This window comes from Citrobacter sp. Cpo221 (genome assembly GCF_030332345.1).
Lineage (GTDB): Bacteria > Pseudomonadota > Gammaproteobacteria > Enterobacterales > Enterobacteriaceae > Citrobacter > Citrobacter portucalensis.
The window spans coordinates 15,910-36,552 of sequence record NZ_JAOWIA010000034.1 but is presented as its reverse complement, the minus strand read 5'-3'; the positions used below and the strand labels follow the sequence as shown (position 1 = coordinate 36,552).

Here is a 20,643-nt window from a genome sequence, read left to right as displayed (position 1 = left end):
TAATTAAACGTCTCTTTTTGACGACACCGCAACCCTATCCATGTCGGCATTTCCCGACACTTTACTTTTAGGTGCAAGCGCTGAGTTTATTGCCGGATGGCGGCGTGAACGCCTTATCCGGCCTACAACCGCATTTTCCCTGTAGGCCTGATAAGCGTAGCGTCATCAGGCGGGTTCCATCCGGCAGACAAAAAAAGCCCCTCGTGAAGAGGGGCTTGATGACTATTGCGCGAATTAACCGAGCTGTTTACGCGCGTTGCGGAAAATACGCATCCACGGGCTATCCTCGCCCCAGTTTTCCGGGTGCCAGGAGTTGCTCACGGTACGGAACACACGTTCCGGGTGCGGCATCATAATGGTGACGCGACCATTTTCAGTGGTCACTGCAGTAATACCGTTCGGCGAACCGTTCGGGTTAGCCGGATAGGTCTCGGTCACCTTACCGAAGTTATCAACATAGCGCAGCGCCACCAGACCTTTGCTCTCAAGCTGAGCCAGATGCGCACCGTCACGCACTTCGACACGACCTTCACCGTGAGAAACGGCAATCGGCATCATCGACCCCACCATATCGGCAAGCAGCAAAGACGGGCTTTGCGTCACTTCGACCAAGCTGAAGCGGGCTTCAAAGCGGTCAGAGTGGTTACGCACAAAGCGCGGCCACAGGTCACTTCCCGGGATCAGCTCACGCAGGTTAGACATCATCTGACAACCGTTACACACGCCGAGAGCCAGCGTTTGCGGGCGATGGAAGAAGGTTTCGAACTCATCACGGACGCGGTTGTTGAACAGAATCGACTTCGCCCAACCTTCCCCAGCGCCAAGCACATCGCCGTAAGAGAAACCGCCGCAGGCCACCAGCGCCTGGAAATTACCCAGGCCGATACGTCCGCCCAGCAGGTCGCTCATGTGCACATCGATGGCGTCGAAACCCGCACGGTGGAAGGCGGCTGCCATCTCAACGTGGGAGTTCACACCCTGCTCACGCAGTACGGCCACTTTGGGACGCGCACCGGTGGCGATGTACGGAGCGGCAACATCTTCGTTGATATCAAACGACAGTTTAACGTTGAGACCAGGGTCCGCATCGTTAGTTTTAGCGTCGTGTTCCTGATCGGCACATTCCGGGTTGTCACGCAGACGCTGCATCTGCCAGGTGGTTTCCGCCCACCACATACGCAGGGTAGTACGGCTTTCGCTAAACACCGGCTGGTCGTTAGCGGTCAGGTTGAAGCGGTCGCCTTCAACGGCTTTACCGAGGAAGTGTACGCAGTCTGCCAGGCCGTGGGCAGCCAGAATCGCTTCCACCGCCTCACGTTCAGCAGCACGAACCTGAATCACCGCACCCAGTTCTTCGCTAAACAGCGCCGCCAGACGATCTTCACCCAGAGAGTGGATATCAGCGTCAATACCGCAGTGACCGGCGAAGGCCATTTCCGCCAGCGTAACCAGCAGACCGCCGTCAGAACGGTCATGATAGGCCAGCAGCTTACGCGCAGCGACCAGCGCCTGAATCGCATCGTAGAAGCCTTTCAGTTGCTCAACGTTACGCACGTCGGCAGGCTTATCACCCAGTTGACGGTAAACCTGCGCCAGCGACGTTGCGCCCAGCGCATTGTGACCAAGACCGAGGTCAATCAGCAGCAGGGCGTTGTCTTCAGTAGAGAGCTGCGGGGTAATGGTGTGGCGCACATCTTCCACGCGGGCAAAGGCGGTGATCACCAGCGACAGTGGCGAGGTCATTTCACGCTGCTCGTTACCTTCCTGCCAGCGGGTTTTCATCGACATAGAGTCTTTGCCCACTGGAATGGTCAGGCCGAGCGCCGGGCATAGCTCTTCCCCGACGGCTTTTACTGCTTCGTACAGGCCAGCATCTTCACCAGGGTGACCCGCAGCCGCCATCCAGTTTGCCGACAGCTTAATACGTTTGATGTCGCCAATCTGCGTTGCCGCAATGTTGGTCAGCGCTTCACCGACAGCCAGACGCGCAGAGGCAGAGAAGTCCAGTAGCGCAACCGGCGCGCGCTCGCCGATAGACATCGCTTCGCCGTAGTAGCTATCGAGGCTTGCGGTAGTGACCGCGCAGTTGGCGACCGGGATCTGCCATGGACCAACCATCTGGTCACGCGCAACCATGCCGGTAACGGTACGGTCACCGATGGTCACGAGGAACGTTTTCTCCGCGACAGTCGGCAGATGCAGCACGCGGTTAACCGCATCTGCAATCGAGATTTCGTCACGATTCAGGGCATCGCCTTTGGCTTTCAGCGTCTGCACATCGCGGGTCATTTTCGGTGTTTTACCCAGCAGCACATCGAGCGGCATGTCGATCGGCTGGTTGTCGAAGTGGCTGTCGCTCAAGGTCAGATGCTGTTCTTCGGTAGCTTCACCAATCACCGCATACGGCGCGCGCTCGCGCTTACACAGTTCGTCAAACAGCGGCAATTGATCGGCAGCAACCGCCAGCACGTAGCGTTCCTGGGATTCGTTACACCAGATTTCCAGCGGACTCATACCCGGCTCGTCGCTGAGGATATCGCGCAGCTGGAACTTACCGCCGCGACCGCCATCGCTTACCAGCTCCGGCATAGCGTTAGACAGTCCACCCGCACCAACGTCATGGATAAACAGAATCGGGTTCGCATCACCCATCTGCCAGCAACGGTCGATAACTTCCTGGCAACGACGTTCCATTTCCGGGTTGTCACGCTGTACGGAAGCGAAATCAAGATCGGCATCAGACTGGCCGGAAGCCATAGAGGAGGCTGCCCCACCGCCAAGACCGATGTTCATCGCCGGGCCGCCGAGGACGATAAGCTTAGCGCCAACGACGATCTCGCCCTTCTGTACGTGATCGGCACGGATGTTACCGATCCCGCCTGCCAGCATGATCGGTTTATGGTAACCGCGCAGCTCTTCGCCGTTGTGGCTGTTGACCTTTTCTTCATAGGTACGGAAGTATCCGGTCAGCGCCGGACGACCAAATTCGTTGTTAAACGCCGCGCCGCCCAGCGGGCCTTCGGTCATGATATCAAGCGCGGTAACAATACGGTCCGGCTTACCGAAGTCTTCTTCCCACGGCTGTTCAAAGCCAGGAATACGCAGGTTGGAAACGGAGAAACCCACCAGCCCGGCTTTCGGTTTTGCACCGCGACCGGTTGCGCCTTCATCGCGGATTTCGCCGCCGGAGCCGGTTGCCGCACCCGGCCACGGAGAGATGGCCGTCGGGTGGTTGTGAGTTTCAACCTTCATCAGGATGTGGGCTGGTTCCTGATGGAAATCGTAGCGGCCGGTTTTGTGGTCGGCAAAATAGCGGCCCACTTCAGAGCCTTCCATTACCGCAGCGTTGTCTTTATAGGCAGACAGCACGTGGTCCGGCGTGGTTTCGAAGGTATTCTTGATCATCTTGAACAGCGACTTCGGCTGCTGTTTACCATCGATAACCCAGTCGGCGTTAAAAATCTTGTGGCGGCAGTGCTCAGAGTTGGCCTGCGCAAACATGTATAGTTCAATATCGTTCGGGTTACGTCCCAGTTTGGTGAACGCATCCTGCAGATAGTCAATTTCGTCTTCCGCCAGCGCCAGACCCAGACGCAGGTTAGCGTCGATCAGCGCCTGACGCCCCTCACCCAGTAGATCAACGCTGGAGACCGGCGCCGGTTGGTGATGGGCAAACAGTTTTTCGGCATCGTTCAGCGCAGAGAAAACCGTTTCCATCATGCGGTCGTGCAGTTCGTCGGCCACCATCTGCCATTGCTCAGCTGTCAGCGTAGAGGCTTCTACATACCAGGCAATGCCACGTTCCAGGCGGCTAATCTGGTGCAGACCGCAGTTGTGGGCAATATCAGTCGCTTTAGAAGACCACGGGGAGATGGTGCCAGGGCGAGGCGTAACCAGCAGCAGTTTGCCTTCCGGGGCGTGGCTTTGCAGAGCAGGACCATATTTCAGCAGGCGTGCAAGCTGCGCGTGCTCATCTTCATTTAACGGTGCATTCAGATCGGCAAAATGGACGTACTCGGCGTAAATGTTGTGGACCTGGAGGTTGGCAGCCTGAAAACGTGCCAGCAGTTTGTTAATACGGAATGCAGACAGTGCAGGTGAACCACGCAGAATTTCCATCATAAGTCTCTCGTCTTCTAAGCTTTCGGTGTGCCCAAGTGGGGGAAACGGGCGTCATTATAAAGAATCTACCGCGCCGACGAAACCGTTTGCGTCGAAATAAAATCGCGACCGTCACTTATCATCAAATGCGGTCAGATTTCTGAATAAGTTGCCAACTGACGCAAGTTTAAGCAAAATGCCGTTCATTAATGACGACTTCACTTCTTAATCAACACCACAGCAGACAGAGACAACGTACGGTTCAGAGAATTAACTAATTGAAAAAATTAAAGATTAATTATCTGTTCATCGGCATATTGACGCTGTTGTTGGCAGCGGCCCTTTGGCCATCTATCCCCTGGTTCGGTAAAGCCGAAAATCGTATCGCCGCCATTCAGTCGCGGGGAGAGCTGCGCGTCAGTACCATTGATTCGCCATTAACTTACGCGACCCTCAACGGCAAAAAATTCGGTCTGGATTATGAACTGGCCCAGGAATTTGCCGACTACTTAGGCGTGAAGTTAAAAGTTACCGTACGCCAGAACATCAGCCAGCTTTTTGACGACCTGGATAACGGCAATGCCGACCTGTTAGCCGCAGGCCTGGTCTATAACAGCGAGCGGGTTAAAAATTACCAGCCCGGCCCGACCTATTATTCGGTTTCACAACAGCTGGTGTACCGGGTTGGGCAATACCGTCCGCGCACGCTTGCCACGGTGAACGAAAACCAGCTGACTATCGCCCCGGGGCACGTGGTAGTTAACGACCTCCAGCAGCTAAAAGAGAAAAAATTTCCCGATCTGAGCTGGAAAGTCGATGACAAAAAGGGCACCACCGAACTGCTTGATGATGTAATCGCCGGAAAGCTGGATTACACCATAGCCGATTCTGTCGCCATCAGCTTATATCAACGCGTTCATCCTGAGCTGGCCGTAGCGCTCGACGTCTCTGACGAACAACCGGTGACCTGGTTTAGTCGGCTGGACGATGACAACACGCTATCTGCCGCCCTACTGGATTTCTTCAACACCATGAATGAAGACGGTTCTCTGGCACGGCTGGAAGAGAAATATCTCGGGCATGGCGATGATTTTGACTATGTCGATACCCGCTCCTTTTTGCGCGCCGTAGACAGCGTGTTGCCGGACCTCAAGCCGCTGTTTGAGAAATATGCGCAAGAGATAGACTGGCGACTGCTGGCCGCTATCTCATATCAGGAGTCACACTGGGATGCGCAGGCCACCTCTCCAACCGGCGTACGCGGGCTGATGATGCTGACCAAAAATACCGCTCAGAGTCTTGGGCTGACCGACCGTACCGATGCCGAACAAAGCATCAGCGGCGGCGCGCGATATTTGCAGGACATGATGAGCAAAGTACCGGATACCGTCCCCGAAGGAGAACGCATCTGGTTTGCGCTTGCAGCCTACAATATGGGTTATGCGCACATGCTGGACGCACGGGCGCTGACGGTGAAAACCAAAGGCAACCCGAACAGTTGGTCCGACGTAAAACAGCGACTACCGCTGCTTAGCCAAAAGCCGTATTACAATAAGTTGACCTATGGTTATGCGCGTGGCCACGAAGCCTACGCCTATGTGGAAAACATCCGTAAATACCAGATTAGCCTGGTGGGATATCTGCAAGAGAAAGAAAAACAGGCGCTAGAAACGCAGCAACTGGCGCAGGATTACCCGGCGGTGACGCCCGCAGAGCTAATAGGTAAAGATGAATTCCCGCTTTCGGCGTTTCTGTCTCAGACGTCGTCAAACTACCTGTCGCACTCGCCTTCCCTGCTGTTTTCACCGCAGAAAAAAGAGGGAAAGTAGTCCTGGTAGCCTGATAAGCGCAGCACCATCAGGCTGAGAGTTACTGATTAGCGGATTTTTTCAGGGCCTTAATTTCCTGCCGGCGCATGCGGAAGAAATCACTGAGCAGCGTGGCGCATTCATCCCGCAGTACCCCTTCGGTCACTTCAACCCGATGATTCATTCCAGGGTGATGCAGCACATCCATTAATGACCCGGCAGCCCCGGTTTTCGCATCGCGCGCGCCAAAAACGACCCGACCGATACGGCTGTGCACCATCGCGCCAGCGCACATCACGCACGGTTCCAGAGTGACGTACAGCGTGGCATCTAACAGGCGGTAGTTTTGCAGCACCAGGCCGCCCTGACGCAGCGCCATAATCTCAGCATGAGCAGTCGGATCATGATGACCTATCGGGCGGTTCCAGCCTTCGCCAATCACTCGGTTGTTATGTACCAATACCGCACCCACCGGGACTTCACGCTCATCCCAGGCGCGCTTAGCCAGCGTTAAAGCATGACGCATCCAGTATTCGTGGCTAAATTCAACATCTGACAAAGGGGTAACTCCAGTAATCAAAGCGGGCGCATTATACACGTCATACTTCAAATTGCATGTGCGTTGGCTATTCGAGTTGCTGAAGCTCTCCGCGCGGCGTGACGCGCCAGCGATGCTGGCAAAAAGAGAGCAGCGGATTGTCCTGATTACTGTCACTATAGCCACTGTAAAGCTGTAGCGGCGCGCCAATGTGGCGTTCCAGTTGTGTCACTTTCTCATGGCCCAGACAGCGCAGAGTCAGTACCCAGCCGCCGTATCCCCGCGCCATTTTGCTGGCAATCAGATTGACTCGCGGTAGCCATGGAGTATCAAAGTAAACCTGCTCGACCAGTGACTGTGGAGAGCCGGTAATAAGCCAGATATCAGCGTCAGAGCTTAACAGGTAGGTTGTCAGCCGCTGCTGCACGAGCGGAAACGCCGTCACGTTACTGCGAAACCAGCGCACAAAGTCGGCCTGATGCGCTTTCAGACGCGCCTCGCTGCGGCCAAAAGTGCATCCCCATAACAGCAGGCTCATTGGCCAGCGGGCGGCACGTCCTTTTATCAGCAACGCCAGCGCAATCACCGGTAACAGAGGCAGCACAAGCAACGCGTTCAGCGGCTGGCGACGCAGCAGATAACGAATAAAACTACCGAACATATCCTGCTGGTGTAACGTGCCATCCAAATCAAAAAAGACAACGCGGCGCTGGTGATTGGTCAAACCTTATTCCTCTGGATCAGTGAATCCCAATAGCCAGGTAAACAAGAACCCGGCGATAACTGCTACCAGATAGCCTAACAGATAGAACATCACTTTTCCGGCAACAATCGTCAGTGCCAGCGGTAATCCGGAGATGCCAAAGGTGATGACCGTCGCCACCTTCCAGTAGCTAATCAGCGCCCCACCTACCGCGCCGCCAAGACAGGCACCGATAAACGGCTTGCCCAACGGCAGCGTTACGCCAAAAATCAGCGGCTCGCCAATCCCCAGCAGTCCGACCGGTAGCGCCCCTTTGATCACTTTCTTTAGTCGCGCATTGCGGGTTTTCATCAAAACCGCAATCGCAGCACCTATTTGCCCAACGCCCGCCATCGCCAGGATCGGAAAGAGCGCGTTATAACCGTGCGCCTGGACCAGTTCAACATGGATGGGCACCAATCCCTGATGAAGCCCGGTAAGTACCAACGGCAGGAAGGTTCCCGCCAGCACGGCACCGACCAGAAAACCGCCGCGATCGATAGCCCAGGATGCGCCGTGAGCGATAGATTCAGAAATCCATCCGCCAAGCGGTTGCAGCGCCACAATCGCGATTACGCCGGTAATGATGGTGGTCAGCAGCGGGTTAAGGATAAGCTCCAGTGATTCTGGCAACAGCGTGCGGAATTTACGTTCGATCCAGCACATCAGCGCAACCACCAGCAATACCGCGATCACCCCACCGCGCCCCGGCTGCAACGCTTCGCCAAACAGGGTAATTTGCGCCAGCTGAGGGCTGGAGAGGATCCCCGCCATCACCCCGCCCATTGCCAGGGAGCCACCGAAAACTTTGGCGGTATTCACCCCGACCAGAATATTCATAATGGCAAATACGGCGCTGCCAAATATGCCCATCAACCCCAGCATATTTGGATAGTGGGTCGCAAAATCCCCCACGATATCCGGGCGCTTAAGGATGTTAATAATGCCGGTAATCAAACCGGAGGCGATAAACGCCGGAATAAGAGGGATAAAGACGTTCGCCAGCTTACGCAGCGCATCGCTCATCGGCGCTTTGTACTTCGCTTTGGCCTCTGACTTGGTGCGCTCAATATCATTGGCACCTGCTCGCTCGCCGCCATCGGCAATCAGGGAACGCATGGCATCCACCACTTTGGCTGCTTTACCGGGACCGACAATAATCTGGTGCTGTGCGCCCTGCTTCACGTAGCCGCTAACGCCGGGCAGTTGCCTGAGGCGGGGAATATCGATCTGCCCGTCATCCTGAACTTCCACCCTGACACGGGTCATACAGTTTTCCAGACGCAGAATATTGTTCTCTCCGCCAACGCCCAGCAGGATGTCGCTGGCCAGCAACGCCGTCTTATCCATATACACCTCTTAGTGTTCTAACGCCGCGCGTAAAAAACCCTGGTGAGCGGCAAGTTTTTCGCGGGCGGCAGCAGCATCCAGGCCGGTGAGCGCCATTAAAATAGCCGGCTTAACATCATAATCCGTCTGCTTCAGCAGCGTTTCAGCTTGAGCACGCGCAATGCCGGTGGCTTCAACCACCATACGGCACGCCCGATCGACCAGTTTGACGTTGGTTGCCTGCATATCCACCATCAGGTTCTGGTACACCTTGCCAAATTTCACCATCGCGCCGGTGGAGATCATATTGAGCACCAGCTTTTGCGCGGTGCCGGATTTCAGTCGTGTTGACCCGGTCAGCGCCTCTGGCCCCACCACCGGAGAAATGGCAATGTCCGCTTCATGCGCGATAGGGGAATCCGGATTGCATGAAATAGCCGCCGTCGTACAGCCCACCGAACGCGCATATTTCAACCCACCAATGACATACGGCGTACGACCAGAAGCAGCCAGCCCCACCACCAGATCCTGTGCGGTAAGATTGAGCGTACGCAGATCGTCTTCACCTAGCTGCGGGTTATCTTCTGCGCCTTCTACGGCCTTAAGCAGCGCGCCCGGTCCCCCGGCAATCAGCCCAACCACCAGACCGTGCGGAACGCCGAAGGTTGGCGGGCATTCAGACGCGTCCAGCACCCCAAGACGCCCACTGGTACCTGCTCCCATGTAAATAATGCGTCCACCGGCTTTTAGCGCGTCAGCTGCCGCATCAACCGCGCGCGCAACTTCAGGAAGAGTTGCTTTTACTGCTTCAGCTACCAGCGTATCCTGTTGATTAAAACGATGAACCAACTCCAGAGTGGAGAGCGCATCCAGATCCATGGTCTGAGGATTGCGGGTTTCTGAAACTAACGCACCGAGATTCATTTTTTGTTCCTTAGGAATTTTTAATTCATAATAATCTGTCATAATGGAATATTATATTCACTAAGGCGAGTGATATTTTGTTTTGTAATCGCCATCACATTTTCGCCAGGAGAAAGCATGAACTGTTTAATTCGCATTCGTCAGCGTTATCCGGATCTCGCGCAAAGCGATAAAAAGCTTGCGGATTATCTTCTTGCTCAACCGGATGCTGCGCGTCATCTCAGTTCACAACAGCTGGCCTTTGAAGCGGGCGTCAGCCAGTCCAGCGTGGTGAAATTCGCGCAAAAGATGGGCTTTAAAGGATTCCCGGCACTCAAACTGGCGATTAGCGAAGCATTGGCCAGCAATCCCAATCCCCATTCCATTCCGGTACATAATCAGATTCGCGGTGACGACCCGATGCGAATGGTAGGCGAGAAACTGATTAAAGAGAACGTGGCGGCGATGCATGCGACGCTGGACGTCAACAGCGAAGAGAAACTGATGGAGAGCGTCACGATGCTGCGTTCAGCCCGCCGCATTATTGTGACCGGGATTGGTGCATCGGGTCTGGTAGCGCAGAATTTTGCCTGGAAACTGCTGAAGATTGGTTTTAACGCGGTGGTGGAACGCGATATGCACGCCCTGCTGGCGACGGTGCAGGCGCTTTCGCCTAACGATCTACTGCTGGCCATTTCGTATACCGGAGAGCGTCGAGAGCTCAACCTGGCTGCGGATGAAACGTTGCGCACCGGCGCGAAAATCCTCGCCATCACCGGATTCACACCGAACGCCCTGCAGCAACGGGCAAGTCATTGTCTGTACACCATTGCCGAGGAGCAGGCCACGCGCAGCGCAGCGATTTCCTCCACCCATGCGCAAATGATGCTCACTGATTTACTGTTTATGGCGCTGGTGCAGCAGGATCTGGAGCATGCCCCGGAACGTATTCGCCACAGTGAGGCCCTGGTAAAAAAACTGGTCTGAGCAAAGAATGCGCGTATAATGCCCGCCCGATTTGTGATGTTTTGAGAGTTTCCTGATGGCCCTGTTAATCACTAAAAAGTGTATCAATTGCGATATGTGCGAGCCCGAATGCCCGAATGAGGCGATTTCGATGGGTGATAGCATTTACGAGATTAACAGCGACAAGTGTACGGAATGCGTAGGCCATTACGACACGCCAACCTGCCAGAAGGTGTGCCCGATCCCCAATACTATTTTGAAAGATCCGGCGCATGTCGAAACAGAAGAGCAGCTGTGGGATAAGTTTGTGCTGATGCACCACGCCGATAAACTTTAGCCGCGTCGCCATCTGGCGATGAAGCTCCTACCCTGCCCCTGCAACAAACGCATAACCCGTAGGCCGGATAAGACGCTACGCGTCGCCATCCGGCAACGTCCTGAATCTAACTTTCGATAATCACCGTGGCGCAGGCGTAGTGACGTTCATCGGCCAGCGTCACATGCATGTGCGCAACGCCGAGTTTTTCCGCCAGTTTTAACGCCTCTCCCCATAATCGCAGACGCGGCTTACCGAGTTCGTCGTTAAAGACTTCAAACTGATTAAACGCCAGCCCATTGCGAATACCCGTGCCAAAGGCTTTTGCTGCCGCCTCTTTGACTGCAAAACGCTTCGCCAGAAAACGCACCGGCTGCTGATGCGTTTCCCAGATTGCCCATTCGTTGTCGCTGAGCACACGTCTTGCCAGGCGGTCGCCGGAACGGGAGATCACCGCTTCGATGCGGGCAATCTCCACGATATCCGTACCTAATCCCAGAATCGCCATTAGCCACGCGCTTCCAGCATCAGGCGCTTCATTTCGACTACGGCCTCTTTCAGGCCGCTCATCACCGCACGTCCGATAATGGCATGGCCAATATTCAGCTCGTGCATTTCCGGGATCCGCGCGATAGCTTTAACGTTGTGATACGTCAGACCGTGACCCGCATTCACCTTCAGGCCAAGGCTTGCAGCAAAAGTCGCCGCTTTGGCGATACGCGCCAGTTCGCTGGCCTGTTCTGCGTCGGTTTTCGCATCGGCGTAACAGCCGGTGTGAATTTCAATAAACGGTGCGCCAACTTCCGCAGCGGCCTTAATCTGCTCTTCATCGGCATCGATAAACAGCGAAACCAGAATGCCTGCGTCCGCCAGACGTTTGCAGGCATCGCGCATCTTGTCACGCTGTCCGGCGACGTCCAGCCCACCTTCAGTGGTAACTTCCTGACGTTTTTCCGGCACCAGGCAGCAAAAATGCGGCTTAGTCTCAACGGCAATCGACAGCATCTCTTCGGTGACGGCCATTTCCAGATTCATGCGCGTATCCAGCGTCTGGCGCAAAATACGTACGTCACGGTCGGTGATATGGCGACGGTCTTCACGCAGGTGTACGGTAATACCGTCCGCGCCCGCCTGTTCAACGATAAACGCTGCCTGAACCGGGTCCGGATATGCGGTACCGCGTGCATTACGTAAAGTGGCAATGTGGTCAATGTTGACGCCTAACAGTAATTCGGCCATGACAATCCTCGTTTTTTATTTTCGCTTCGGCATAAACTGCCGGAATAATTCGCGGCTCTTTAAGGGCTTACCACCAAGATACGGCTTTAACGCCATGCGGGTAAAGCGTTTCGCGGCGCGAAGCGTATCAGCATCCGGAAATTCCCGCGATTCGAGTGCTTTCAGATGGCGTCCGGTAAAGGTGGCGTTATCAATCACTACGCTGGCGATAAACCCTTTTTCTTCCCGGTAGCGATAGGTCATGGTGTCGTCTACCGGCTCGCCGCTGCCTGCACAGTGGGTAAAATCGACGCCATACCCCAGATGACCAAGTAAGGCCAGCTCAAAGCGACGCAACGCAGGTTCTGGCGAACCCGTGGCGCCAGCCAGCGCCTGAATACAGTTCAGGTAATCGAAAAAGAGTGCAGAAAAGCGGGTTTCGTATTCGAGTACGCGCGAGATAAGCTCGTTAATATACAAGCCGCTGTACAGCGTGATTCCGCTAAGGGGGAGTGCCAGAGAAACGGCTTCGGCGCTGCGCAAGGTTTTGACCTCGCCACGTCCACCAAAGCGAAGCAACAACGGGGTAAAAGGCTGGAGTGCGCCTTTAAGATTGGAGCGTTTGGAACGTGCGCCTTTAGCCACCAGGCGCACGCGACCCGACTCTTCCGTGAAGACATCCAGCACGAGACTGGTTTCGCTCCAGGGGCGACTATGCAGGACAAAAGCGCGTTGCCATCCTTCCATATACTCGCCGTGTTTCAGAAGATGTGTTTAGACGTCGTCGCCGTAACCGAGGCTACGCAGCGCGCGTTCGTCATCGGCCCAGCCGGATTTCACTTTCACCCACAGTTCGAGGTGAACGGGCGCTTCGAACATCTCCTGCATGTCTTTACGCGCTTCGATGCCGATGGTTTTAATCTTGGCCCCTTTGTTGCCAATAACCATCTTCTTCTGCCCTTCACGTTCGACGAGGATCAGGCCGTTAATGTCGTAGCCGCCGCGTTCGTTAGAGATAAAACGCTCAATCTCCACGGTAACGGAGTACGGCAGTTCAGCCCCCAGAAAACGCATCAGCTTTTCACGGATGATTTCAGAGGCCATAAAGCGCTGAGAACGGTCGGTGATGTAATCTTCCGGGAAGTGATGAATAGCTTCCGGCAAATGCTTACGCACGATGCCCGCAACGGTATCGACATTCAAGCCGGTTTCGGCAGAAATCGGCACGATATCAAGGAAGTTCATCTGGCTTGCCAGGAACTGCAGGTGCGGCAGCAGATCGGCTTTTTCCTGAACGTTGTCGACTTTGTTGACGGCCAGAATAACCGGGGCTTTGCCATCACGCAGCTTGTTGAGCACCATTTCGTCGTCCGGCGTCCAGCGGGTGCCTTCGACAACGAAAATAACCAGTTCAACATCACCGATCGAGCTGCTCGCCGCTTTGTTCATCAGGCGGTTAATAGCCCGTTTTTCTTCCATATGCAGACCCGGGGTATCAACATAAATCGCCTGATACGCGCCTTCGGTATGGATGCCAACAATACGGTGACGTGTTGTCTGAGCCTTACGTGAGGTAATAGAAATCTTCTGCCCAAGCAGATTATTCAACAGGGTGGATTTGCCGACGTTCGGGCGACCGACGATAGCAATAAATCCGCAGTAGGTTTTCTCTTCGCTCATTCCAGCTCCAGTTTTTTCAACGCCTGTTCGGCGGCAGCCTGCTCAGCCTTACGACGGCTCGAACCTGTGCCAACCACCGGTTCACTCAGGCCGCTGACCTGGCAGTGGATAGTAAATTCTTGATCGTGCGCTTCACCACGGACCTGCACCACCAAATAAGACGGCAGAGGCAGGTGGCGACCCTGCAAATATTCCTGCAGGCGCGTTTTCGGATCTTTTTGTTTGTCGCCTGGGCTAATTTCATCCAGACGAGTTTGATACCAGTTCAGGATCAATTGCTCAACGGTTTGAATATCGCTGTCGAGGAAGACGCCGCCGATCAAAGCTTCAACGGTATCCGCCAGGATTGATTCACGACGGAAGCCGCCGCTTTTCAGCTCACCAGGCCCCAAACGTAAACATTCACCGAGGTCAAACTCACGGGCTAATTCTGCCAGCGTATTGCCGCGAACCAGCGTCGCGCGCATGCGGCTCATATCACCTTCATCCACACGCGGGAAACGGTGATACAGCGCATTAGCGATAACAAAGCTCAAAATAGAGTCGCCTAAAAATTCTAAACGCTCGTTATGTTTGCTGCTGGCGCTCCGGTGAGTTAATGCCTGCTGCAACAGCTCCTGATGATTAAAAGTGTAGCCCAGCTTCCGTTGAAGCCGATTAATTACGATGGGGTTCATGCGATACCAATAAATGAATGCGTCAACAATTCAGCACACGAAACAGACCTGATATACGCACTTCGCTGAGCCATCCGGCTTCGCCTGCATGCTTTTATATACAAACCAACGCTGTTTCGTGTGCCGTGGCAACCTGTCGGTGCCAACCTAAAACTTCGGGGGAATATTCTATACACAACGACAAGGGATGTCGTTAGTCTGCGGGAATTTATCCGAGAAATAATTCACGCTGCCGCCGTAATGACGACAACGTGAACAATTATCGGTGATTAGTGAATGCCACCAATACGGCTTAAACGCACACCGGTCGGCCATTCACCTTCTTGCTTATCGAAACTCATCCAGATAGCGGTCGCTTTACCAACCAGATTCGCTTCCGGTACAAATCCCCAGTAACGGCTGTCCGCGCTGTTATCACGGTTATCACCCATCATGAAGTAGTGTCCCGGCGGAACGATCCAGGTTGCCAACGGCTGACCAGGTTGACGGTAATACATCCCCACCTGATCCTGCGCAATCGGCACGGTCAGAATGCGGTGCGTAACCTCACCCAGCGTTTCTTTACGCTCAGAAAGGCGAATACCGTTCTCTTTCGTTTCGTTCAGCGGAACTTCAAAGAAGCCGCTGGTCGCTTCACCGCCGTTACGACGAGCAAAGGTCTGTACAAAATCACTTGGCTGAACATCAGAGTACGTTACCGGCAACGCGTTTTCACACGCCTGACCGGAACGGCATCCTGGCTGAATAGTCACCTCTTTCGCCACTGGATCGTACGTTACTTTGTCTCCCGGTAAACCGACAGCACGTTTAATGTAGTCCAGACGCGGGTCTTCCGGGTATTTAAACACCACGATATCACCGCGTTTCGGATGACCGGTTTCGATCAACGTTTTCTGGTAAATCGGATCTTTAATCCCGTAGGCGAATTTCTCCACCAGGATAAAGTCACCGATAAGCAGCGTCGGCATCATCGAACCTGACGGGATCTGGAATGGTTCATAGATAAATGAACGCACCACCAGCACAATCGCCAGTACAGGGAAAACGGACGCCCCGGTTTCCAGCCAGCCTGGCTTAGGTGCCACTTTTTTCAGCGTAGCTTTATCCAGTGAATCACCTGCAGCAGCTTGCGCTGCTGCCTGACGCTCCCGGCGCTTTGGCGCGAAGATGAATTTATCTACGCACCATAAAATGCCCGTCACCAGTGTGGCAATCACCAGAATCAGGGCAAACATGTTCGCCATGCCAACTCCTTAAGATTATTTGCTGTCTTTACCGACATGCAGAATGGCGAGGAACGCTTCCTGCGGCAGTTCGACGTTACCGATCTGCTTCATGCGCTTTTTACCCTCTTTCTGTTTTTGCAGCAGCTTTTTCTTACGGCTGATATCGCCACCGTAGCATTTCGCCAGAACGTTTTTACGCAGCTGCTTAACCGTTGAACGCGCGATGATGTGCGTACCAATGGCCGCCTGGATCGCGATATCAAACTGCTGGCGAGGGATCAGATCTTTCATCTTCTCAACCAGTTCACGGCCACGGCTCTGGGAGTTGTCACGGTGGGTAATCAGCGCCAGTGCATCGACACGTTCGTTGTTGATAAGGACATCAACACGCACCATGTCAGACGCCTGGAAGCGTTTGAAGTTATAGTCCAGCGACGCGTAGCCGCGAGAGGTCGACTTCAGACGGTCAAAGAAATCGAGTACGACTTCCGCCATCGGAATCTCATACGTCAGCGCCACCTGGTTACCGTGGTAAACCATATTAGTCTGGACGCCACGCTTCTCGATACACAGGGTGATGACATTGCCAAGGTAAGCCTGCGGCAGCAGCATGTGACACTCAGCGATCGGCTCACGCAGTTCGTAGATGTTGTTCAGCGGCGGCAGCTTGGACGGGCTATCGACGTAGATAGTCTCTTTCGCCGTGGTTTCAACTTCGTAGACTACGGTCGGTGCGGTGGTGATCAGATCCAGATCGTATTCACGCTCCAGACGTTCCTGAATGATCTCCATGTGCAGCAGACCAAGGAAGCCACAACGGAAGCCGAAGCCTAGCGCGGTAGAGCTTTCCGGCTCGTAGAACAGGGAGGCGTCGTTCAGGCTCAGCTTGCCAAGCGCGTCACGGAAGTTTTCATAGTCGTCAGAGCTCACCGGGAACAGACCGGCGTAAACCTGCGGCTTCACTTTTTTAAAGCCTGGCAGCGGTTTGTCTGCCGGGTTACGCGCCTGCGTCAGGGTATCACCAACCGGTGCGCCGAGGATGTCTTTAATCGCACAAACCAACCAACCTACCTCGCCGCATTTCAGCTCGGTACGGTCAACTTGTTTTGGCGTGAAGATACCCAGACGGTCGGCGTTATAGACCTGACCGGTGCTCATCACTTTAATTTTGTCGCCTTTACGCATGGTGCCGTTTTTAATACGCACCAGTGACACCACGCCAAGGTAGTTATCGAACCAGGAGTCGATAATCAGCGCCTGTAAGGGGCCTTCCGGATCGCCTTCCGGCGGCGGAATGTCGCGTACCAGACGTTCAAGAACGTCAGTGACGCCAACGCCGGTTTTCGCCGAGCAGCGAACGGCATCCGTCGCATCAATACCGACGATATCTTCGATCTCTTCCGCTACGCGTTCAGGATCGGCGGCTGGCAGGTCAATTTTGTTCAGTACCGGTACTACTTCCAGATCCATTTCCATGGCGGTATAGCAGTTAGCCAGGGTCTGCGCTTCAACGCCCTGTCCGGCATCAACCACCAGCAATGCGCCTTCACAGGCAGCAAGCGAGCGGGAAACTTCATACGAGAAGTCAACGTGGCCCGGGGTGTCGATAAAGTTAAGCTGATAGGTTTCACCATCAGATGCTTTGAAATCGAGCGTCACGCTCTGCGCTTTGATAGTAATACCGCGCTCACGCTCAAGATCCATCGAGTCGAGAACCTGCGCTTCCATTTCACGGTCAGACAGGCCACCGCAGATCTGGATAATACGGTCAGACAGCGTCGATTTACCGTGGTCGATGTGAGCTATGATTGAAAAGTTACGTATGTTCTTCATATAGTGTAATTATTGTGCCTTACGCCCGCCGGAGCAGGCTCTGAGAAGTCGCTGATCTGAGCTTAACGTCTGTTTAAGTGAAACGCCGCATTCTACACTACAACGCTGAGGCGAGGAAACGTTCATAGAGCAAGGATAGCGGGAACTGGAAACAACCTTGCAAAGTCGGTGAAACTTTTGCCGGATGGCGTCATAAACGCCTTATCCGGCCTACGCTTGCATCTGAGCACGCAGTAGACCTGATAAGCGCAACGCCATCAGGCAAAGATATCACTGCTGGGTTTCGACGCGAATAAGATCGGGTGGGAGAGCAACGTTCAGAATGACCGGCTGCCAGGCTTCGCGTTCAGCAAGCTTACGAGAGTATCCACGAGCAATCAGGAATCCGCCCACGCCCCCCAGCACTGCGCCGCTTAATGCGGCAAGATCGGAACCAAACAGCACCTGGAACAGCGCAGCGAAAAGAAACAGTCCTGCCAACGGAGACATGTAGACCAGCATCGCCGATCCCAGCAGGCTACCTTCGGCAATGCCCAGTTCAACTTTTTGACCAGGGGTCAAGGGTTCGTCGCAGGGCACCACGATGGTGTGTGTGGTCTGTGGCCCCAGTTTGTTCAGCACGCGGCTCCCGCATCCGGCCCGGGAAGCACAGCTGCTACATGATGCTTTAACATCGCAGCTGACCGTCGCCAGACCATTTTGCCAGGAGACGACCGTCGCCCACTCTTTAATCATTGTGCTGCCCTGAACTTGATATTGTCCGCGATACGCTTCGCCGTTTGCGGTGGAAGCTCGCCCACAATCGTAATCTCCGCGTTATCACGCACGCTGGTGCTGACCGTTCTGCGGCCAGTACGCAGCAGTTGATCGGCACTGTTCTGCGTCGCACGGTTTACGTTCACGGAGAAACTAAACAGGCCATCAGAATAAAGGCGTGATTCAATCGGCATGTTATCCATCGTCGGCAGCGGACGTCGACTGCTTGAGACCTCACTGAAACCTTGTGGCAACCACGACGGACTCCAGTTGAAGTTGGTTTTCTCGCCCGCAGGAACCGACAGCAACGGTGGTAAATTCGCTTTTGCTAGTGTCTGCATGCTGTCGCTAACACCGTTATTCACGGTAAAGGAGATCACACGGAACTGTTCCAGCGTTTCGCCATCACGATCGAGGAGATCGACACGCATCGGCAGTTTGGTCTCCGTGTCCATCCAAACGATATAGCTGTAACGGGTGCCGTCACGCGCCACAACGCGGATCACTTCACAGAGGCGATCGGCAATACGGGTGCGGCCTACTGAGATAAAATCATAGTAGGGAGCAAGGCGTTTGAAATCGGTGTAAATCAGGGATGGCAGAGAGTCAACGATATAATCGCCATTCAGCGTAAACGGTTCGAGGCCAGGCTCAAAATAGCTAATTTCGTTGCCGCGTTGCACCACTTCCCGGCGTGGTCCATCCATTTGTAACAGTTGCGCGAGTGGACGGTTATCCTGGCGGGCATGACGATAACGTAGGGATTCAACACCCTGCTTATTGATGCTGACAAATGACAGCTCATAGGTTAGCGACTGGCTGGCCAGATTCATCTGCTGCAACAACGCCCCGGACGCAGGATTGGCCGAGGCGTTTACAGAGAAGAACAGGCTACCAGCCACAAGTGACATGGCAAACCAAAGTTGCTTCATTACTGCGATTGCGTTCCTAAAGTTTGAATTCCTGGCACCTGAACAGCGGCTTGCTGTGTTTGCGCCTGCTCAAACTGAAGCTGTTCAGAGTGCAGTCGACGTTGCAATTCGTAATCCTGCAACATGGCATTAATACGACGACGCTGCTCCTGTACCTGCTGTTGTTGACCGCCGCTGGCCGTCGCGTCAGAAGGTACACCCAAGCTAACCGGACTGGCTTTACCCATCATCGGTAATGTATTAAACACCGGCGTTTCGGGCTGCTGGGACGTTTCAGATTGCCCATTATAGTGCTGGACGCCAACGATAACTGCAAGTGATACGCACGCGGCCACACCCATTTGGGTAAGCTGCGCGGCCCACGGACGCATTTTCTTCCAGAATGGCATTTTCTGCCACTGGTGCGGTGCTGGCTGGGCCTCAGGAATCAATGGCGCCGTCTGACGTACTGGCTCATCCTGGATGGCGGCCATTACGCGGGCGGAAATATCGAAATGGAGAACGTCGGCGGTATCACCTCGCATGGAATCGCGAATCAGGTGATAACTCTCCCAGGTTTTTTGCATTTCCGGGTCGTGAGTTAGCTCTTTGAGTAACTCAGTATCCAGCGTTTCGCCATCCATTAAAGCGGAAAGTTTCTCTTTCTGCATGCCTAATACCTTTTCCAGTATCCCGCTATCGTCAACGCCTGATAAGCGGTTGAACTTTATTATCAATAGCTTCCCTCGCTCGGAAGATACGTGAACGCACCGTACCTACCGGACAATCCATGATAGCGGCTATCTCTTCATAGCTCAGGCCATCCAGCTCCCGCAAGGTTATTGCCATGCGTAAATCTTCCGGGAGGGACTCAATAGTTCGGAAAACTATCTGTCTCAGTTCTTCTGACAACATTAAGTTCTCAGGGTTCGAAATTTCTTTCAGTGCTCCGCCACTTTCGTAATTTTCTGCTTCAATCGCATCAATATCACTGGAAGGTGGACGACGCCCCTGAGCGACCAGGTAATTCTTCGCTGTATTGACTGCAATACGATACAGCCAGGTATAAAAAGCACTATCTCCCCGGAACGAATCCAGCGCACGATAGGCTTTGATAAATGCTTCTTGTACTACATCGGGTACATCACCCGACGGTACATAGCGAGAAACCAGACTCGCCACCTTATGCTGATAGCGCACTACCAGTAGGTTAAAGGCTTTCTGATCTCCCTTCTGGACCCGTTCTACCAGGACCTGGTCCGTTAACTGCTCGCTCATCCGAGGTAAAGTCTCCCCAAACCAAATTTCCACGCGCTTTCGAAACGCCACTCCATCAGCTTCACTATGAGCAAGCAAATGCTTAGAGTGCTCAAGTTTCGTAAAGTTCCGTTACGCATTGTTTTTTGTTTGTCATGTTGTAGACAGGTCTTATCTCTCATTATAAGTCTACATAACCCGATCAACGCACTATCTGTACAGAAATGCCCATTTCACCGCTTGCAGAGTAACCCAACGGGCACTTTATTTCATCACATAATCTGATGCTAACGGCCTGCTTCACAAAATATTTTTGCCTATTTCGTCCTCGTCATGCTTTTCTTTCATGTTTAGTCATTGCAACACATTTAAAAATAAAACG

The 20,643-nt window shown here is 53.9% G+C and carries 20 protein-coding genes; 3 read left to right on the top strand and 17 right to left on the bottom strand.

Going from position 1 to position 20,643, the window contains the following annotated elements; all coding sequences use genetic code 11:
• Positions 1-234 precede the first annotated feature (234 nt).
• Positions 235-4,122 (bottom strand): phosphoribosylformylglycinamidine synthase, encoded by a 3,888-nt coding sequence (gene purL / locus OGY72_RS06605; protein WP_126317553.1) that lies wholly within the window; start codon positions 4,120-4,122, stop codon positions 235-237.
• 257 nt (positions 4,123-4,379) lie between these two features.
• On the opposite strand from purL, the gene mltF reads away from it, so the two are divergent.
• The gene (gene mltF, locus OGY72_RS06600; RefSeq protein ID WP_063941923.1) at positions 4,380-5,930 is read left to right on the top strand and encodes a membrane-bound lytic murein transglycosylase MltF; all 1,551 of its coding nucleotides are present in this window, start codon (positions 4,380-4,382) and stop codon (positions 5,928-5,930) included.
• Between the two features lie 40 nt (positions 5,931-5,970).
• On the opposite strand, the gene tadA is transcribed toward mltF, so the two are convergent.
• Genes tadA through murQ form a run of 4 tightly spaced genes read right to left on the bottom strand, consistent with a single transcriptional unit; the run spans position 5,971 to position 9,442 of the window.
• A complete protein-coding gene (gene tadA / locus OGY72_RS06595) occupies positions 5,971-6,507 on the bottom strand; it encodes a tRNA adenosine(34) deaminase TadA (protein ID WP_071845284.1) in 537 nt (178 codons plus the stop codon).
• A gap of 28 nt (positions 6,508-6,535) precedes the next feature.
• Positions 6,536-7,171, bottom strand: a complete 636-nt coding sequence (yfhb, locus tag OGY72_RS06590) for a phosphatidylglycerophosphatase C (protein WP_048234700.1) — start codon at positions 7,169-7,171, stop codon at positions 6,536-6,538.
• A gap of 3 nt (positions 7,172-7,174) precedes the next feature.
• Complete coding sequence (locus tag OGY72_RS06585) at positions 7,175-8,539, bottom strand: PTS transporter subunit EIIC (protein ID WP_008785492.1); 1,365 nt, start codon at positions 8,537-8,539, stop codon at positions 7,175-7,177.
• 9 nt (positions 8,540-8,548) lie between these two features.
• Positions 8,549-9,442, bottom strand: a complete 894-nt coding sequence (gene murQ, locus OGY72_RS06580; RefSeq protein WP_003835317.1) for an N-acetylmuramic acid 6-phosphate etherase — start codon at positions 9,440-9,442, stop codon at positions 8,549-8,551.
• A 117-nt stretch (positions 9,443-9,559) separates the two neighbouring features.
• Here murQ and OGY72_RS06575 point away from each other — a divergent pair, with 117 nt between their 5' ends.
• A complete protein-coding gene (locus tag OGY72_RS06575; protein ID WP_003835318.1) occupies positions 9,560-10,408 on the top strand; it encodes a MurR/RpiR family transcriptional regulator in 849 nt (282 codons plus the stop codon).
• A gap of 55 nt (positions 10,409-10,463) precedes the next feature.
• Complete coding sequence (locus OGY72_RS06570) at positions 10,464-10,724, top strand: YfhL family 4Fe-4S dicluster ferredoxin (protein ID WP_003037590.1); 261 nt, start codon at positions 10,464-10,466, stop codon at positions 10,722-10,724.
• Between the two features lie 106 nt (positions 10,725-10,830).
• Here the strand turns inward: OGY72_RS06570 and acpS are convergent, their stop codons facing one another.
• From acpS to rseD, 12 genes are all read right to left on the bottom strand, one after another.
• A complete protein-coding gene (acpS, locus tag OGY72_RS06565) occupies positions 10,831-11,211 on the bottom strand; it encodes a holo-ACP synthase (RefSeq protein ID WP_003037588.1) in 381 nt (126 codons plus the stop codon).
• Positions 11,211-11,942, bottom strand: a complete 732-nt coding sequence (gene pdxJ / locus OGY72_RS06560; protein ID WP_003835325.1) for a pyridoxine 5'-phosphate synthase — start codon at positions 11,940-11,942, stop codon at positions 11,211-11,213. The genes acpS and pdxJ overlap by 1 nt, the downstream gene beginning before the upstream one ends.
• Positions 11,943-11,957: 15 nt before the next feature.
• Positions 11,958-12,668, bottom strand: a complete 711-nt coding sequence (gene recO / locus OGY72_RS06555) for a DNA repair protein RecO (RefSeq protein WP_008785495.1) — start codon at positions 12,666-12,668, stop codon at positions 11,958-11,960.
• A 27-nt stretch (positions 12,669-12,695) separates the two neighbouring features.
• Positions 12,696-13,601 (bottom strand): GTPase Era, encoded by a 906-nt coding sequence (gene era, locus OGY72_RS06550; RefSeq protein WP_003037581.1) that lies wholly within the window; start codon positions 13,599-13,601, stop codon positions 12,696-12,698.
• The gene (rnc, locus tag OGY72_RS06545; RefSeq protein ID WP_003037579.1) at positions 13,598-14,278 is read right to left on the bottom strand and encodes a ribonuclease III; all 681 of its coding nucleotides are present in this window, start codon (positions 14,276-14,278) and stop codon (positions 13,598-13,600) included. Before rnc ends, era begins: the two co-directional genes overlap by 4 nt.
• A gap of 269 nt (positions 14,279-14,547) precedes the next feature.
• Complete coding sequence (gene lepB, locus OGY72_RS06540; protein WP_003835329.1) at positions 14,548-15,522, bottom strand: signal peptidase I; 975 nt, start codon at positions 15,520-15,522, stop codon at positions 14,548-14,550.
• Between the two features lie 15 nt (positions 15,523-15,537).
• Positions 15,538-17,337 carry a translation elongation factor 4 gene (gene lepA / locus OGY72_RS06535; RefSeq protein WP_003037577.1) on the bottom strand — a complete coding sequence of 600 codons (1,800 nt, stop codon included), beginning with the start codon at positions 17,335-17,337 and terminating at the stop codon, positions 15,538-15,540.
• A gap of 270 nt (positions 17,338-17,607) precedes the next feature.
• Positions 17,608-18,072: a SoxR-reducing system protein RseC gene (gene rseC, locus OGY72_RS06530; protein ID WP_003037576.1), complete on the bottom strand. Its 465-nt coding sequence runs from the start codon at positions 18,070-18,072 to the stop codon at positions 17,608-17,610.
• Positions 18,069-19,025: a sigma-E factor regulatory protein RseB gene (gene rseB, locus OGY72_RS06525; protein ID WP_003835334.1), complete on the bottom strand. Its 957-nt coding sequence runs from the start codon at positions 19,023-19,025 to the stop codon at positions 18,069-18,071. Before rseB ends, rseC begins: the two co-directional genes overlap by 4 nt.
• A complete protein-coding gene (gene rseA / locus OGY72_RS06520) occupies positions 19,025-19,675 on the bottom strand; it encodes an anti-sigma-E factor RseA (RefSeq protein ID WP_008785497.1) in 651 nt (216 codons plus the stop codon). The genes rseB and rseA overlap by 1 nt, the downstream gene beginning before the upstream one ends.
• Positions 19,676-19,706: 31 nt before the next feature.
• Positions 19,707-20,282, bottom strand: a complete 576-nt coding sequence (gene rpoE / locus OGY72_RS06515) for an RNA polymerase sigma factor RpoE (protein ID WP_003037573.1) — start codon at positions 20,280-20,282, stop codon at positions 19,707-19,709.
• The gene (rseD, locus tag OGY72_RS06510; RefSeq protein WP_122973798.1) at positions 20,279-20,443 is read right to left on the bottom strand and encodes a rpoE leader peptide RseD; all 165 of its coding nucleotides are present in this window, start codon (positions 20,441-20,443) and stop codon (positions 20,279-20,281) included. The genes rpoE and rseD overlap by 4 nt, the downstream gene beginning before the upstream one ends.
• Positions 20,444-20,643: the final 200 nt, after the last annotated feature.